The sequence below is a fragment of the Lewinella sp. W8 genome, from assembly GCF_004375085.3.
Classification (GTDB): Bacteria; Bacteroidota; Bacteroidia; order Chitinophagales; family Saprospiraceae; genus Neolewinella.
On the sequence record NZ_SNAQ03000018.1, the window covers coordinates 104,021 to 120,595 of the forward strand.

General features: G+C 56.9%; 11 protein-coding genes. 6 read left to right on the top strand and 5 right to left on the bottom strand.

Going from position 1 to position 16,575, the window contains the following annotated elements; genetic code table 11:
- Nucleotides 1-31 precede the first annotated feature (31 nt).
- Entirely contained in the window at nucleotides 32-820 is a 789-nt protein-coding gene (locus E1J53_RS18445) for a hypothetical protein (protein WP_134270699.1), read from the top strand.
- Between the two features lie 88 nt (nucleotides 821-908).
- Here E1J53_RS18445 and E1J53_RS18450 read toward each other — a convergent pair whose 3' ends face one another.
- Complete coding sequence (locus E1J53_RS18450) at nucleotides 909-1,961, bottom strand: proline iminopeptidase-family hydrolase (RefSeq protein ID WP_134270700.1); 1,053 nt, start codon at nucleotides 1,959-1,961, stop codon at nucleotides 909-911.
- A 289-nt stretch (nucleotides 1,962-2,250) separates the two neighbouring features.
- Here E1J53_RS18450 and E1J53_RS18455 point away from each other — a divergent pair, with 289 nt between their 5' ends.
- The gene (locus tag E1J53_RS18455) at nucleotides 2,251-3,801 is read left to right on the top strand and encodes an SLC5 family protein (RefSeq protein WP_134270701.1); all 1,551 of its coding nucleotides are present in this window, start codon (nucleotides 2,251-2,253) and stop codon (nucleotides 3,799-3,801) included.
- Between the two features lie 239 nt (nucleotides 3,802-4,040).
- Here E1J53_RS18455 and E1J53_RS18460 read toward each other — a convergent pair whose 3' ends face one another.
- Genes E1J53_RS18460 through E1J53_RS18470 form a run of 3 tightly spaced genes read right to left on the bottom strand, consistent with a single transcriptional unit; the run spans nucleotide 4,041 to nucleotide 8,236 of the window.
- Nucleotides 4,041-6,575, bottom strand: coding sequence for a M14 family zinc carboxypeptidase (locus tag E1J53_RS18460; protein ID WP_134270702.1), 2,535 nt, complete (start codon nucleotides 6,573-6,575; stop codon nucleotides 4,041-4,043).
- 47 nt (nucleotides 6,576-6,622) lie between these two features.
- Nucleotides 6,623-7,501, bottom strand: a complete 879-nt coding sequence (locus tag E1J53_RS18465) for an alpha/beta hydrolase (RefSeq protein WP_134270703.1) — start codon at nucleotides 7,499-7,501, stop codon at nucleotides 6,623-6,625.
- Nucleotides 7,502-7,525: 24 nt separating this feature from the next.
- Nucleotides 7,526-8,236, bottom strand: a complete 711-nt coding sequence (locus tag E1J53_RS18470) for a GldM family protein (protein ID WP_134270704.1) — start codon at nucleotides 8,234-8,236, stop codon at nucleotides 7,526-7,528.
- Between the two features lie 389 nt (nucleotides 8,237-8,625).
- Between E1J53_RS18470 and E1J53_RS18475 the strand changes: the two genes are divergently transcribed.
- The 4 genes from E1J53_RS18475 to E1J53_RS18490 all read left to right on the top strand — a co-directional run bounded on the left by E1J53_RS18475 (nucleotide 8,626) and on the right by E1J53_RS18490 (nucleotide 15,515).
- The gene (locus E1J53_RS18475; RefSeq protein WP_134270705.1) at nucleotides 8,626-10,305 is read left to right on the top strand and encodes a DUF2207 domain-containing protein; all 1,680 of its coding nucleotides are present in this window, start codon (nucleotides 8,626-8,628) and stop codon (nucleotides 10,303-10,305) included.
- Nucleotides 10,306-10,355: 50 nt separating this feature from the next.
- A complete protein-coding gene (locus E1J53_RS18480; protein ID WP_134270706.1) occupies nucleotides 10,356-11,243 on the top strand; it encodes a hypothetical protein in 888 nt (295 codons plus the stop codon).
- Nucleotides 11,244-11,337: 94 nt separating this feature from the next.
- Nucleotides 11,338-12,621 carry an ornithine--oxo-acid transaminase gene (rocD, locus tag E1J53_RS18485; protein ID WP_134270707.1) on the top strand — a complete coding sequence of 428 codons (1,284 nt, stop codon included), beginning with the start codon at nucleotides 11,338-11,340 and terminating at the stop codon, nucleotides 12,619-12,621.
- Nucleotides 12,622-12,938: 317 nt separating this feature from the next.
- Nucleotides 12,939-15,515, top strand: a complete 2,577-nt coding sequence (locus E1J53_RS18490; protein WP_134270708.1) for a transglycosylase domain-containing protein — start codon at nucleotides 12,939-12,941, stop codon at nucleotides 15,513-15,515.
- A gap of 93 nt (nucleotides 15,516-15,608) precedes the next feature.
- On the opposite strand, the gene E1J53_RS18495 is transcribed toward E1J53_RS18490, so the two are convergent.
- Nucleotides 15,609-16,472, bottom strand: coding sequence for a DUF6089 family protein (locus tag E1J53_RS18495; RefSeq protein WP_134270709.1), 864 nt, complete (start codon nucleotides 16,470-16,472; stop codon nucleotides 15,609-15,611).
- Between the last annotated feature and the right edge of the window lie 103 nt (nucleotides 16,473-16,575).

The following is a 16,575-nucleotide window of genomic DNA, read 5'->3' on the forward strand; positions in this document are numbered from 1 at the left end:
AGATTTGTTTCATAAACAGCAGGTTTCCAACATGGAATTGCAAATATTAACCAGTAAGAAAGGTACCCGAGTTGTTAAGGCCAGTGAGCTTCATCGTGCACTTGGGCTTACCGATCACCATTACCAGACCAACGTCCGTCATTGGCTCAAGGATGTCTATCAATTTCCCGATGGCATCCGTCGCGCAGAGGGGATGAAGGACTACGCCAGAGCCCGAAAAGCCGGGAACGCACTGGTTCAGGAATACTATCTCTCCGTTGAGCTGGCCAAGCTCATTGCGCTATCGAGCCGCTCTAAGGTCAAGCAGGCCGTGGCCATTAAGTTGAGTAAGGAGGCCGAGGTCTTCCCGGAACACGTTCAACTGGACGGTGCGGCCCTGCTGAATCTTCTCGAGCAAACCAAGGCCATGACGCGCATCAGTTGCCAGCGCGCCGCCGAAAGTCGTCACTACAAGCACTACGTACAACGACGCGGGAACGGGGAATACTGGAACCACTTTCGCCACGAGCAAGTTGTCTTCACCACGATGGAAGAACTGCGGAGTGCCCTTACCCATCGAAAAGTCAAGGTAAGTGGCAAGCACAACCTTCGGGACTTACTACTACGCCAGGACCCTTACGAACTCATTCGCATCGGGATCACGGATCACTATGCTGCCCAGGGGAATCCCCTACCCTACGCTCAGGAACTTGGCAAACTGGCCCGTAAACTGGCTCAGGAAATGCATCTTGAGGTCGTCGACGACCGCAACGGAGATCTGCTCTTTGCCCCCGCAGCCGACGCCGACGTACTCCGGCAAATGCAACGGGTAGCCGCCTAAAACTTTAGAGTCAGCCCCCACAGTCTAACGGTCTAACAGACTAAAAGACCAACAGACTAAAAGACTAACAAACCAACAGACCACCCCCCTACTCCCCGGCTTCAGTCTTCCGGATCCATTCAATCAATCCCGTGAAGTAAGTGTTCTGATCGTCATAAAAGCTGAAGTGACTTCCCTCCGGACAGTGCACGTGACTACCGTTGGGGAATTCGTCGGCCATTGCCCGCATGTGCTCCGGATCCATCGTGTCATACTGCCCGCCGATGGTGAGCACCGGAATGGTGATATTTTTCAGGTCCTCCATTCGGTCCCAATCCTTTAGCGAGGCGTCTCCCTTAATGCCAAATTCGCTGGGCCCCTGCATGCCAACGTAAATCTGCTCGTTTAGCCCATCAAATCCCCGATTGACGGGTTCCGGCCAATCTTCCAGTGGCATACGCAGGACATGTCGAGGATAATAATTGTTGTAGATGGTATTGAGGTAATTCGGATTTCCAAAGTCCTCCGCCTCCTCGTAAGCCAGAATCCTTGCCAGGGTATCGGGGTCCAGGGCGGGACCGAGGACATCCTGGGCGTAGGCATTGTAATCGGAAATGGAGGCCATCATGTTGCTAACCACCAACCCATTCATTTTGTCCTGATGCTTCAGGGCGTACTCGATGCCGAGAATCCCCCCCCAACTGTGCCCGAGGATGTAGAAATTGTCTTTATCCAGGCCCAGGGCCTGGCGGACCTGCTCCACTTCGTCCACAAATCGATCGATGGTCCAAAGGCTGGCGTCGGTGGGTACGTCGCTTAACCTGGACCCCAGTTGATCGTAGTAATAATATTCGATTCCTGCTCCAGGAAAGTAACTGTCGAAACACTCGAAGTAGGCGTGATTGGCGCCGGGACCACCATGCAGTAGCAGGACCTTGACGTCTGGATTATTTCCCACTCTTTTGGTCCAGACGTTGAAGTCTCCGGCGGGAGTAGTGATGGGAATCATCCGGGCTCCGCCCGAAAGCTGGGCTTGTGGCGCATCACCCAGATCGTGATAGGTCGCCAGGTTGCTATCCGCCGCCGGTTCGGCTGGCGGGGATGTGGGAGATTCACAGGACGAAAGGATAGCCAACAGGGCAATAAACGGGAGGTATTTCATAGCGGTCAATTTGGTCAGGACAATTTAGGGGCAAATCCCACTATTTTCCCAGCGATGCTCCGCCTTAGCGTGGAGGGATTGATTACACAATCGCGAAGAGCTCCCGGAGACAAGCAATGCCGAGGAAGGTTTTTCGGATTTTTTTTGCCTCGGTCGACAGCGTCTACTAGTAGACTCTGTCGACGAAATTTGCCCCCCATGCCCCAATATTGAGTAGTCTCCTTTTCCCCCACGCCCCAAGAAATGCACCGACTTGGACAAGCTTCCCGAAGAATGATAACTTGCGTGCATGATTGATTTGCTGATCGTCCTCGTCTACTTTACCGTCATCATGCTGGCCGCCCTCGGCGGCCGTAACCGGGACGAGGACACCAGTGCGGAAGCCTATTTCCTCTCCAATCGTAATCTCCGGTGGCCTTCGGTGGCCATGTCCACCATCGCTACGAACATTCAGGGCTATCAGTTCCTGGGCATGATGGGCTCCGCCTACCTGTATGGCCTGGCCCAGGCCAACCTCGAGATTAATGCCGTTCAGGGCATCCTGCTGGCGGCCTTCCTGTTCGTCCCCATGTACCTACGGGAGCGCATCATCACCATTACGCAATTCATTGAACGGAAAGTAGGCCCCAGGGTGGCGCTGGCCTACAGCCTGGCGAATCTGGCCCTGTTCGCCACCGTCACGCTCGGCGGGGCCCTGTTCTGGGGAGCCTACGCGGCAGAACTGGTCTTTGGCGACTACTTCACCTTCATCAGCGACCACCGTGCGCTGAGGGTAGGCGCCCTGATCCTGGTACTCGGCGTCTTTTCGGCCGTTTATACTTACCTGGGTGGATTGGCCGCAGTCGTCAAAACGGACATCATCCAATTCAGCATCCTGCTCTTCGGCGGAATTGCCGTCACGCTCATTGCCGTTCACCATCTGGGGGGCTGGTCGCAACTCTACGAAAAGACTCCGCAGTTGATGCACCTGCACCTACCGGCAGATCACCCTACCCTGCCCTGGACCATGCTCTTCGGACTGTTCTTCCTGAACATCAATTACTGGTGTGCCAACCAGGCCGTAGTGCAGCGGAGCCTGGCGGCCCGCAGTCTCCGGGAAGCCCAGGTAGGCCTGATGGTTGGCGGACTCACCAAATACCTGATGGCCGTCATCATCATCGTTCCGGGCATTGCCCTGTTCGGTATTCTCGGCGAAAATGGCCTGGCCGACCCCGACAGCACCTTCCCCTACCTCGTGGATACTTACCTGCCCGTCGGACTTAAGGGCATCATCCTTTGTGCCCTCTTCGCCAGCCTGATGTCTACCGTTGATTCCACCTTCAACAGTCTGGCTACGCTGTGGAGCGTGGACGTGTATAAGCGCTACCTACGCCCCCAGGCTACGGACGCCGAAATGGTGGCGGCCGGAAGAAAAACCATATTGGTTACGCTGTTAACGGGCATCGGTATGGGCCTGACCCTGATGCTCGTAAAATTCAACAACCCCGAAGCGGCCTTCACCCACACCCTCAACGAACTCCGCTATTTCGTCAATTGTGGCATCGTGGTCGTGATTCTCTCGGCGGTCCTACTCATCGCTCCGGTGCCCCGCATCACGCTGTGGGCCTTCGTGGCCTCCGCTCCCCTCAACCTACTCATCAAATGGCAATTTCCGGACATGAATTACTTCGTCCGGGCGGGCATCGTAATTGTGGGTCTGTTCGTGATTTTCCAGTTGTTACCGGGCAAAAACCGAATCCGACCACTCCGGAAACTACTGGAAGCCGACGGTAGAGATACCGCCTGGCTGGGCCTTGGCCTGGCGCTTTCGCTGCTGGCGCTGCACCTCGTGTTCCACTAGCAAGCCAATAATTTGGCGTCACCGCAGGTGCAGTGATAACGGAACCCCCGTGCTCAACCGGGGTGCCGTGTTTATGGCAAAAAAAAGAGGGATTGAATAGCGGAAGATGCAGATTATTTTGCTTCCGTCATTCAATCCCTCATCCATTCATTGCTTCAGGTCCACCGCACGGCACCTGCGCGTTAGCGCCCTCGTGCTCTACCTGCGGTCACGCCTCATCGGTTTCCAAACGCAACCGGCTATTCAATCGTCGAACCGCTGATCGTACTGCCAAAGAAAATGGCGTTGAGGAAGGGGCGGTTTGAGCCGTACCAGAAGGCGCGGAAATTGGGGTTGTCGGCAAAATTGATGGACCGGCCGCCATTCCGACCGGAAACAATCACCGCCGCGGAGTTCGCCAGTTGGTCCTCAAATCCGCGGGGGGAATAGCCACTCATCAGTGCATTTTCACCGTACATCAACGGGCTGGCGTAAACATTGCGTGAAGGTTCAAACATCATCGTCCCCCGCTTAAACATGGGCAACGATTCGCGTTCTAAACCAAAGAGGAGCGGATGGGTCAGGTCGCCGGTAGCTTCATAGATCGCGCCACCAAGCACCTTACCGCCACCGTCGCGGCCCGCCATCCCGTAGGGCCGGCGGTCCGTGTCTCCGGCATCGGGGTCTTTCCGGGACCGCATCGTAATATTCGCCAGGTCATTGCGGGCAGCCCAGGAGGCTGCTCCCTTCTGGGTGATGAGCACCCGACCGGGCCCCATCCATTCTTTAATGGCCTCCGTACCGGCGTCCCCCAGTCCGCCGTAGTAACCGTCCACCATGATGATGGTGTTGTAGCGATCCAGGTCGGCCCGGGCCACCCGGTCAACGGACAGTTTGGTGATTGGAATGTTGAACCGCTGATCCAGCAGGTGCCAGACTTCACCTACGTCGTAGCTCCGGGTTCCCCCCTCCACGAGCACGGCAATTTCCGGCTTCCGCAGGGATTCGTAGGCCGAACGGCTCCCCAACATGAGTCCCTGATCGACGGTACCCGTATTCACGGCCAGCACGTCAATGCCGGTGGCAGACTCCACCTCACGCACCAGTTCGAAGAGCTCATCCTCGTCCATCGTCTGATTGTTACCCACGGGAATCATTATGGTGCCCCGGCCCATTTCCACACCATCCCTGGTGGTAAAGGGCTTGCTGGAGACCTTGGCAATGACCCCGGCATCCAGGAACATGTAGGCGGCCTTGGCGCTGTAGTAATCGTTCCAGGGGAGCAGGTAGGCGTAGTCCGCCCGATCCGCCGTAGGCTCTTCCATTCCGGTGCCGCCCAGCGGCATCCAGTCACCTCCGGCGGGTAATCCACCCGTCACCTTCTCGTAGGGAAGGTTGAAGGCGTAGGGCATGACGAAGGTGGATACATCGTAAAACAGACTATCCTCGAATTCCGTGATCGGCTCAAAAACGGCCTTGGTGAAGGGCGTCGCCCCAAACCAGTAGCGGTCGGGGTTTCCGTCACCGTCCTGCTTGACGGGCACGTCGTGGCGACGCATGATTTCCGCCAGCTCCCGGGCACGGCCCGGGTCATTATCGGTGTCCACTACGTAGCCGTCTTCCGCCACGTTGTTGAGGTTGAAGTTTCGCTGGTAGCGCAACAGGTCATCCCGCAACTCCCCGAAGGCCTTGATGGTGCTCATGGCCGTGGCCACCTGATTGCGGATGGTGAAGGGAAAAGACAGCAAGCCATTCTCGGACTCCTGAAGATGACCGCGGGAACTTGCCTGCTCGAAGAGAATCCCCACGCAACCGTTGATGTCGGGATAAGTGGAGCCCTTTCCGTAGTAGAAATCATCGTAGCCCTCGCCACTGTAGTAAAGGGACCCGATTTCATCCAGTGCTTCGGCGTGGTACTCCCCGATCCTGGCCGTCAGGTCCTGGTTCACCTGGGGTGTCATGGGGTGAATCCGCGTGGGCTCGCCCGGCATGAAAAAGAACGTAGCGTTCGTGCCCATCTCGTGGTGGTCGGTCAGTACGTTGGGCTTCCATTCGTGAAACTGCTTGATGCGGGCCCGGCTTTCGGGGTGCTGGACGGGAAGCCAGTCGCGGTTCAGGTCGAACCAGTAGTGGTTCGTCCGGCCGCGGGGGTAGGCCTCGTTGTATTCGCGGTCCTGCCCGTCGGCGGTCATCACTTTATTCTTGTGCACGTTGGCCCAGCTGGCAAAACGGTTGAAGCCATCCGGATTGTAGCAGGGATCGAAGAGGATGATGTTGTTGTCCAGTACCTCGGCCACCACGTCATAGGGTGCTGCCGCCAGGTAATAGGCCACCAACGGAGCTGCGTTGCCACCGCTCGGCTCGTTACCGTGGATGCTGAATCCCTGGTACAGTACCGCCGGTACGTCGGCGAGGTCGCCCTCCCGGACGTTGCTGTTGCGCACGTTCCAGAATTCGTGTTTCACCCGGAGATCTTCCAACCGGGCTTGGTTATCCGGACTGGTGAAGATGAGGTTCAGCAGCGGGCGGTCCTCGTAGGTCCGGCCAATCTCCTCCAGCTTAATGCGGTCACTCTGGCTGGCCAGTAGCCGCATGTAGGCTTGCTGGAGGTCGTGGCTGATGTGCCAGTCGCCAATTTGCCAGCCGAGGAATTCTTCGGGCGTGGTGATGCTTTGATCGTAGTCGAGATCGGGCAGATAATACGTAAGGGGGCGGTCTTCTTCGGAGTTACTGGTTTGGGCCGAAAGGCTTAGGCCAGCCAGTAACAGCAGACCACTGAGCAGGAGTTTATGCACGGGGTTGAATTTGGTTGGCGCGAAATATAGGAATTTTGGGGCAGGGACTACCGGACCATCCGCTCCAAAAAACCAAACCAAACCGCTGCGTAAGCTTTCCCTCCCACTTCCCAGAGGTCAGCGTGGTCTCCGCCCGCCACGAGGTAAAGGTTTTTATCCGCCGACCCGATGGCCGCCAGCAAGCGGTGGGCGTGGGCGACGTTGATGTTGGCGTCGGCATCCCCGTGAATCAGCTGAACGGGTTGTCGGATGGACCGGGCCGCGTCAATGGGCCGTACCTGGCCGGGGCGGAAATTTGCGATCCTGCCGGCGAAGAAGAGTACCAGGTCCGTCACCCAGTACGGCAGGGGGAAACCACTCATCCGACGCCCGTAGGCGTTGGTGACCTCCCGCAAGTCGGTGAAGGTGCTCTCGATGAGACCAAATTTCAGTCTCGGCTCCCGGGCCAGGCTCTGGAGGGCAACGGCCCCGCCCATGGAGTTGCCGTAAATGCCCGTTGGCAGGCCGGGGTTTCTCGCTTCCAGCCAGTCCACCGCCCGGGCCACGTCCTGCCACTCCCGGTAGCCGTAGGTCAGGTAAGCGCCCCCACTTTTGCCGTGGGCACGCTGGTCCCAGATCATCACGTTGAACCCGCGCCTGGCCAGCGCCGCCACATAGGGAAGGTAGACTTCCTTACAACTCCCCACGCCGTGCAGCATGATGAAATTTGCCCTCGGCGTAACCGTGGCCGGCACGTAGAATGTATCAAGTTCAACCCCATCCGCACCTTCGAACCGCAAGTGTTCGTAGGGAACCCCGAATTCCTCCGGCGTACGATGCGAGATGCGTCGCCCCGGTTGCAGTACGGCAAAGGGCAGCAGTCGGGCGGTGAGGAAGAAAAAGGCACCGGCCAGCAGCGTCAGCAATAAGAGAAGGGCAACGACCATGATAACGGCTGGCGAAGGTACGCATCATTGGAGGCTAAAGGCGAGCGAATTCACGGATTGAAAACTTGAATCGCCGGGGCATCGCACCTTAACTTCCGTAAACAGGAAGTGATCGCCGGGTTCTCCCCGGGTGGTCAAGGCCAATGTTGGTCCATCAAACTTGCCTCCCCGGTTACTGACTTTTTCTACTTCACCGTTAGATTTCACTCGGGTCAATACGAAACCCGAGATTTGGCACATCAGGTCAAAATCAAAATTGTCTAACAGGGCATTAATCCCCGCTTGAGCTTTGAATTGTCCCGCCGAGATATTACCCCCCAGGCTATTCCCAAGGCGCACCATTGGAGCGGGAACACGTTTAGCCCGGAATACTTTCTTGGCAACCTGCAGGCCCACTTCATTCAGTACGAGGAGGCGAACTTCTCCGGCTTCGTAGGGCCGAATGATGTATTCCCCTCCGGCCCCATGAAAAACAGACTTACCCCCAGAGACGAGAATCTTGAATGAGTTTAGACTGGCGTACTCTGCCTCCAGCGTGATGGGGTTCTCGAGGCCGACCCAGAGGACATTCATTTTATCTGCCTTGACGCTCACCACGGGCGGGCATTCCATGGCGGGTGCCGGCAGGGCCGGCGGCTCGGGACGGGCGCGATCATCTGTGAGGGTGAGCTCCTGGCAGCCGCAAAGGGAAAGCCCGAGCACCAGTAAGAGAAGGGGGCGAAGGGAGTAGGTCATATTTCAAACGGTGGTTGCCAAGATAACGATCCGGGCGTGTGCAATCCGTCATCGTTAATCGTCTTTTCCCCGAAATTAGTCGAATCAGCCCCCGACGGAGTTGCCTTGCCTGACCGCGGCGACTAGATTGCCGATGATCCAAAGCATTATCCCCCATCAAAGATGCTGGAGATTCTCTTCGGTGGCCTGCACTTCCTCGGGTTGGGTAGAGAAGCGAATGCAACGGAGTGTGGAGCGAAGCGGAATACTCGGCTTTGCCGGTACAGGTTCTAAGTATATCGGTTGAAGCCAGGTTTTCGGCCATACCGGACTTCTTTGCACCTGCGGTCCCTCGCCCCGGTATCAGCAAAGAATTTCAACGTTTATATTTGTCCAACACCACCTTCATTATGCGCACCTTATTGCTGGCGATTACGCTTTTTTGCTCTACCTCGATCCTGGTCCAGGCCCAACGGGAGGCCATTCAGGACTACGATGTGGTCCTCCGCATTCAGACCGACGGTTCACTGGAGGTCACCGAAACCATTCGGGTGTCCGTCACCGGAGATCAAATCAAGCGGGGCATTACCCGGGCCTTCCCCCTGCGCAGCAAAGTGGAGGACCAGCGGGCGCGCAACCAATCCTACGACATCATTTCCGTCAGACGGGACGGCATGGAAGAGGATTACCACACCAGTAAGGGCGGCGGCAACCTGACGCTTTATGCCGGTCGGGCCGACGTTTTCCTGAATCCCGGCACCTACACCTACGAGATCACCTACCGCAGCCCGAACCAGGTGTACTTCACGCCGGAGGTTGACGAGATCAGCTGGACGGCCATTGGCACCGAAAACAGCATTCCCGTGATTCGGGCCTCGGTGGAGGTCCGGACGCCCGCCGGAGTAACCCCGACGCAGTGGTCCTGCTACACCGGGCCAGTCAACGCCCGGGAAAGTAACTGCTCGGCCGAGCAAACCGGCGACGTGGTGCGCTTTAACGCTACTCAGCAACTGATTCCCGGCCACGGCATGACCGTAGCGGTTGGGTGGCCCTCCGGGGTGGTCAATCGGCCACCGCCTCCCTCCTGGGGAAAAACCAACGGCGGCTGGCTGGTTGGTCTGCTGGGAATTCTGGGCGCACTATTCTACGGCTTCAACAGTTGGCAGCGGTACGGCCAGGATCCCCCGAGTCCCCCCGTGCGGATACAATTCGCCCCGCCGGAAGGTCTCTCTCCGGCCAGCGTGGGCTACATCGCCACGGGCTTCCCCAGCGAGAACCAGATGATCGCCACCCTGGTTTCTCTGACCCAAAAGGGCTTTATGGAAATCACGGAAGAGGAAAAGAAGGGGATTTTTACCAATTCCGAGATGTTCGTCCTGCATCCCTGCGGAAAGATTCCCTCCCCCGACGAGCTGACGCCGGAAGAGCAAGCCGTATACGATCATCTGTTGGACGACCAGGACGTGATCGAATTGAACGGCTCCTATAATTCAAAGCTGGCCAAGGCCTTCAGTGAGCACCAGCAGAGCCTGCGTCGGCAGCACCGTAAATTCCTGAATGAGGGCAATAACGCCAAAAAGATTCTTCCCCTGGTGGGCATTCTCCTGCCCGCCATCGGCCTGACGGCGCTGCTCGCGAAGTGGGATACTACGGGCTACGCGTTTCCGGCCATCATCACCCTGGGCGCCGGGTTGGTGGTGGGACTGCCGGTTTTCGCCTGGTTGATCCGCAAGCCTACCCCGGAGAAACTGCAGCTCCGGGCGGAGATCAAGGGTCTCAAAGAGTATTTCTCCCTATCCAAAGAGGAACACCGGCGTACGCTGAACGCTCCGGAAATGACCGAAGAGCACTACCTGAGCATGCTGCCCTACGCCATGGCACTCGGAGTATCCAACAACTGGTCAGCGGACCTGGCCAGTGATTTGCTCTCCACCATGGAACATCAACTATATTACGCCCCGACCTTCCACAAACAGTTTCGCGCCCAGTATTCCAGCACCGCTACCCAGGCCAGTTCCGGAGGGTCATCCTCCGGTGGTGGCGGTTCGGTCGGCAGTGGCGGCGGCGGTGGCGGCGTTGGGGGGTGGTAGGCTTTACGCCATTCCCGGCAAAAGTCTCATCTTAGAAAGAAACCACTGCCATGCGCCCGCTAATTCTACTGGTCGTGCTGCTAACGATCAGTACCGAACGGTCATCCGCCCAACAGTTGCCGGACACTACCGATTTTTTCACCATTGAAGTCCCCCGGTTCGCGGAAGGGGAAGGCCCGACGGTTTGCATTGACGCGGGACACAACAACTTTCACACCCTGAACGGTCGCTACCGAGCCTTTGCCAACATCCTCGAAGCCGATGGTTACGGGGTCGTCTCCCGAACGGGAGCCCTGTCTCCCGCCACCTTCGCCGGATGCGACGTTTACGTGATTTCCAACGCCCTCCACGAAAGCAACGCCAACTCCTGGCCCACTCCCAATCCCTCGGCCTTTTCCCGGGAGGAGATTGCGGCGACGAGGGAATGGATTGACGGCGGCGGCGGGCTTTTCCTCATTGCGGACCATATGCCCTTCGGGGGAGCAGCCCAGGAGCTGGGGCAGGCGCTGGGCTTCGCCTGGCTGAACGTGTACGCCAACGACGGCAACCGTAATTTTGATTTCTTCACCAGGGCCGAGAAAACCCTTCATTCTGACCCCATCACGGAAGGCCTTGATTCCATCGTAAGCTTCACGGGCAGCGCCTTTGCGCTGCCTCCCGACGGGACTCCCTTGCTTTCCTTCAATGATGACTTTCAGGTATACTTCACGAATCGTCCCGCCGTTTTTTCTGCGGACGTTCCGCGCACTTCCGCCCGGGGGCTCCATCAGTTGGGATATCGCAGCATCGGTCATGGGAGAGTCGTAGCCAGCGGTGAAGCCGCCATGTTTTCGGCTCAGCTGGCGGGCCCCAACGCCTATCCCATGGGATTAAACAACCCCGCCGCGGCAAACAACATTAAGCTGCTGCGCAACCTGCTATTCTGGTTGAGTAAATAGTTGGGAGTATCACTCTCCTGGGCCGCTTTCCCAACGGGTGTTCATGAATATTTTGCGTTCGCGGGGTGCTATCTTTGCCGAAAGCTGACTAACCATGACTGAAACCAACAACAAAACCGCCCAGTACCACATTGATCTGGAAGATCAACACGGAGCCCACAATTATCATCCACTACCCGTAGTCCTCAGCGAGGGCAAGGGTTGTTACGTTTGGGACGTAACCGGCAAGCAGTACTTCGACTTCCTGAGCGCCTACTCGGCCGTAAACCAGGGACATTGCCACCCCCGGATCGTGGACACGCTGGTGGAACAGAGCCGAAAATTATCGCTCACCAGTCGGGCCTTTCACAACGATCGGCTGGGGGAGTACGAACGCTACCTGACCAAATACTTCGGCTTCGACAAAGTACTGCCCATGAATACCGGGGCGGAGGGCGTAGAAACGGCCATCAAACTTTGCCGGAAATGGGGCTACGAAAAAAAGGGCATTCCCACGGATCAGGCCCGAATCATTGTTTGTGGACAAAATTTCCACGGCCGTACCACTACCATTATTTCCTTCAGTTCCGATCCCGACGCGAAGGGAAGCTTTGGGCCCTACACGCCTGGGTTTGAGACCGTTCCCTACGGAGACGTTGAAGCCATGCGCACGGCGTTGGCCAACCAACCCGAAACCATCGCCGGGGTACTGGTGGAACCCATCCAGGGAGAAGCGGGAGTATTTGTTCCCGGGGAAGATTACATCCCTCAGGTAGCGGCCTTGTGCCGGGAGCACAACGTACTTTTCATCGCCGATGAAATCCAAACGGGCATCGGCCGGACCGGAGCGCTGCTCCGTATCTGCGGCGACTGTAGCTGTCAGGGACACTGTGAACAACAGGCTACCTACACCCGGCCCGACATCCTGATTCTGGGTAAGGCGCTCAGTGGGGGAACCTATCCGGTATCTGCGGTACTGGCGGACGACCCCATCATGGAGGTAATCAAGCCCGGCCAACACGGCTCCACCTTTGGCGGAAATCCCGTTGCCTGCGCCGTTGCTCAGGAGGCACTGGAGGTCATCCGCGACGAAAAGCTGACCCAAAATGCCCGCCAATTGGGGATCGTCTTCCGGCAGCGGATGCAGGAGCTCGTTGACCAGTACCCTGCCCTGCTCAGTCTGGTGCGCGGCAAGGGCTTGCTGAATGCCCTGGTCATTAACGATAGTCCGGACAGCAAGACGGCCTGGAACTTCTGCCTGGCGCTGGCCGAGCATGGGTTACTGGCCAAGCCTACGCACGGCAACATCATCCGGTTTGCGCCCCCGCTGGTAATTTCGGAACAGGAACTGCACGAGGCCTGTGACATTATCGCCAAGGTGGTGCGGGCCATGGCATAATGGCCTTTGCCTGAGCTACTGAAGGGATCGCAAGATTTCGATGCCGAAATCCGTGCTGCGGTGAGTGGACGGTCGGGATAATTGGGTAGGGAGAAGGAGGGTTCTTTTTAGGGGAGCCGGCAAAAAATCGACTAAGTCTACATGTAGACTTAGTAGACGAATTTTGCCCGCTAGCTTCTCCACCGAATTCCTTCTCACCCTCCCCGAATACTCGTCAACTGCCCGCACTTACTGCTTCACCCCTAGTCATCAAACTATTATACCGATCTTTACCCCCGCATCGTTTGAACAACGGCAAAATCTTAAATAAGGCCTACATGTCCCGGATCAAAGCATTTTTTTTGGGTTCAGTCGATAATCCTACCCACCGAAACCTTCTGGTTTGGTTTTGGCGTCTGGTTTTCGCGGTCCCCATTATTGGTATTCTCGTTTTCGTTAGTCTTAGTTTCACCAACCTCCCCTCCGTAACCGAACTGGAGAACCCCCAGAACAATGAGGCCAGCCGAGTGATCGCGGGAGATGGCGTGACGGTACTCGGACGCTACTTCCTGGAAAACCGGGTCATGGTTGACTTTGAGGATCTGGGGCCCCACCTCGAACCAGCCCTGGTGGCGACCGAGGATGAGCGCTACTACAACCACAGCGGTATTGACTGGCGGGCGCTCGCCCGTGCCGTGGTAAAGACGGGGATCATGGGACAACGGTCTTCGGGCGGTGGCTCCACGATCACCCAGCAGCTCGCCAAACTCTTATTCACCGAAGGCGGCGAGGGGAGTAAGAACATCGTGGAAAGGCTGTTCCAAAAGCTGCAGGAGTGGATCATTGCCGTTCGCTTAGAACGGAAATACACCAAGCAGGAAATTATCGCGATGTACCTCAATCGCTACGACTTCATCAACGGGGCGCAGGGTATCCGGGCGGCCAGCGAAAACTATTTCGGAGGTAAACGCCCCCACGAGTTGGAACTGCACGAAGCGGCCACCCTCGTGGGCATGCTCAAAAACTCTTCGCTATACAATCCGCTCCGTAACCCCGAAGGGGTCATGAATCGCCGTAACGTGGTGCTCGCCCAAATGGTGCGGAACGATAAACTGAGTCGCGAAGAATTTGAGCGACTTAAGGCCCTGCCGTTAGGCATTGAGTACAGCAACCAAACCCACGACGATGGACTTGCCCCCTACTTCCGGATGGTCCTCAAAGAGGAAGCAAAGAGAATTCTGGCCCAGGACCAGTATCTGAAAACCGACGGAACGCCCTACAACGTAGATCGCGACGGGCTGACGTTCTACACCACCATCAACCCCGCCATGCAGGCGCACGCGGAGGAACAGGCCGTTAAACACATGAAAGGGCTGCAAAAGGAGTTTTTCCGTCACTGGAGAAACGAAGACCCCTGGACCTACGAAAGTCCCTACAGCGAAACCGAAATCCCGGTTGATATCCGACAGGAGAGCCTACGGCGGGAGATAAGAAGGTCCGATCGCTATCAGCGACTACGGTCCAGAATCCTCCTGCCCGTGATTAATAAGGTCAACAAAAAAAGCGACCTCACCTTTCACGCGGATGACCGCGAGGTCCTGAGGATCGTGATGGAATCGGAAGAACCCGGAATCATCCGCAGTTTGGTGCGCCGCAAGATGATCGGCAATAAACTGGCCGACAAGTACCGGCAGGTCATGAAGCTGGAAGAATTTGAGGAGTTGAAGACCGCGTGGTACGAACTCCAAAAGGTAGTGGACCAGCAATTCGCCGAACCCGTGAAAATGCGAGTATTCACCTACGATAATGCGCGCATGGAAACCGATACGACCATGACACCACTGGACAGTATCCGCTACCATAAAATGATTCTCCAGTTTGGTTCCATGTCGGTCGAACCCACGACGGGCTTCGTGCGCACCTGGGTTGGGGGGACTAATTTCAAGTGGTTCCAGTTTGATCACGTCACTACCAAACGGCAGGTGGGCTCGACCTTCAAACCCTTTATTTACGCTACTTCCGTTGACTTGCGGGGCATCAGTCCCTGTTTTGAAGTACTCGATGCTCCGGTAACCATCGCTCCCGGCGACGGGAGTTTCTACCTGGCCGAACCCTGGACTCCCCGAAACGCCTCCGATAACTACAGCGGAGAGTTTATGAACCTCTACTACGGCCTGAAGAACTCCGTGAACACCGTTTCGGCCTACCTGATGCAGGAACTCGGATCTACGGAGCCCGTCCGGAATCTGGTCGCCAATATGGGCATCCCCAAATCAGAAATCCCGGATGCTCCCTCCATTGCCCTGGGTTCCGTAGACCTTACCGTACGGCAGATGACCGGTGCCTACACTACCTTCGGAAATGGTGGCATCTTTAACCGTCCGGTATTTCTGACCAGAATTGAAGATCGTACCGGGCGGGTGATATATGAATACATCCCGGAAACCCGGCAGGCCATCAGCCCCGCCGCCAATTACGTCATGGTAGACATGCTCAGAAAAGCCTCCGTGGGTAATCTGCGTGGTGTGCAGGGACCGGTAGGCGGTAAAACCGGTACCACGAACGACCAGACGGACGGTTGGTACATGGGCCTTACCCCCGAGCTCGTCGTGGGTACCTGGGTCGGTGGTGACGCCCGATGGATTCGCTTCCGCAGCCTCGGCCTGGGGGGAGGTTCCCACATGGCCAAGCCCTTCTTCCGGGAATTCGTCAAGAACGCCCAGCAAGACGAAAACATCGAATGGGACACCAAGCGGGACTTTACCCGCCCCCGCGGATCTCTGGGGATTGAATTAGACTGTGAGGCCTACTCCAGTGGTAATGAAGACCTGCTGGAAAACGGACGAGACTCCTTGTTCCTGCCCAACGACCCCTTCGGTGGTGGCAGCATCAACAACGATCCCGATTTTCAGTAGGTTACACGCTAACCTACTACCTTAAACCGCAGCGCCGGTCCCGGATGATCCGGGACCGGCGCTGCGGTTTACGGTTAATTCCTTGCGGGACGATCAGAAGTTGTAACAACCGCTGCGACCGCGGCCGGTACCCCCTTCTCCGATGATGATTCCCAGGGTTAATCCTCCGACGAAGTAGTAGTCATTGAATTCTCCTCCGCGGCGGTAGGTAAGGTCTTCTACACTCGCTACGTTCTGAACGGCGGGATTGGAAAACCGGGCGGCCAGACTCCCTTCGGGAGAAAGTTCCAGGATGTCCAGGTAGCGCACCTCGGTATCCCCGATGTCATCCAGATAGTCCGTGCCCGTGTAGCGGATTCCGCCCTCCAGACCAAGTACGATTCTTTCCCCGAAGCGGTACCGGATGCCACCACCGAGAATGCCGATTACCCGGGTAAGCTCATAGGGAGCCGCGGCGTAACGGGTAGGGTCCAGTCCCTGACCTTCCGTCCGGAGTGGCTGAAGCTCATAGAACGTGCCGTCCAGTTCACCTTCCGGGTTATAACTCAGCACCCCAACACCACCGTAGATGTAGGCCGCCAGATGGTTGTAGCTGCGGTCGCCGATGTAGAACAGGTCGTATTCCGCGACCAGGTTGAACTCCGTAATTCTGGACCGGAAATTCCGGCTAACGGGAACCAACTCATTATTTTCATTCAACAGGGTGGTTTCCCGCTCGGCACTGATGCGACCAAAATTACCGTTGACGCGCACCCCGAAGCGATCCGTAGGCCGGTAACGTAGGTAGGCACCACCCGCGAAATTCATGTCTTCAACGAACAGGCCGAATTCAGCGGGAGAAAGGTCACCGCTGTATACGGCAACGCCGCCCTTCACGCCCAATTCAAGGTACTGGGCGTTGGCCGATGTCGCGACGAAACAGCAAAACATGACGAGAGAGAGTGGGAGTAAGCGCATCCGCATAGTGGAAGTCTGTTGGTTATTTGGGATTAATCGCGTCAAACGAATGTCAGACAATGGATAAAATTTCAAAGTTACTTCAAAAATTGTGCTAAGGCAG

Excerpts from the sequence above, each read along its gene's own strand:
- E1J53_RS18480 (WP_134270706.1), top strand. The coding sequence starts at position 10,356 with ATGCGCCCGCTAATTCTACTGGTCGTGCTGCTAACGATCAGTACCGAA.
- E1J53_RS18465 (WP_134270703.1), bottom strand. The coding sequence starts at position 7,501 with ATGGTCGTTGCCCTTCTCTTATTGCTGACGCTGCTGGCCGGTGCCTTT.
- E1J53_RS18470 (WP_134270704.1), bottom strand. The coding sequence starts at position 8,236 with ATGACCTACTCCCTTCGCCCCCTTCTCTTACTGGTGCTCGGGCTTTCC.
- E1J53_RS18490 (WP_134270708.1), top strand. The coding sequence starts at position 12,939 with ATGTCCCGGATCAAAGCATTTTTTTTGGGTTCAGTCGATAATCCTACC.
- E1J53_RS18455 (WP_134270701.1), top strand. The coding sequence starts at position 2,251 with ATGATTGATTTGCTGATCGTCCTCGTCTACTTTACCGTCATCATGCTG.
- E1J53_RS18450 (WP_134270700.1), bottom strand. The coding sequence starts at position 1,961 with ATGAAATACCTCCCGTTTATTGCCCTGTTGGCTATCCTTTCGTCCTGT.
- E1J53_RS18495 (WP_134270709.1), bottom strand. The coding sequence starts at position 16,472 with ATGCGCTTACTCCCACTCTCTCTCGTCATGTTTTGCTGTTTCGTCGCG.
- E1J53_RS18475 (WP_134270705.1), top strand. The coding sequence starts at position 8,626 with ATGCGCACCTTATTGCTGGCGATTACGCTTTTTTGCTCTACCTCGATC.
- E1J53_RS18445 (WP_134270699.1), top strand. The coding sequence starts at position 32 with ATGGAATTGCAAATATTAACCAGTAAGAAAGGTACCCGAGTTGTTAAG.
- rocD (WP_134270707.1), top strand. The coding sequence starts at position 11,338 with ATGACTGAAACCAACAACAAAACCGCCCAGTACCACATTGATCTGGAA.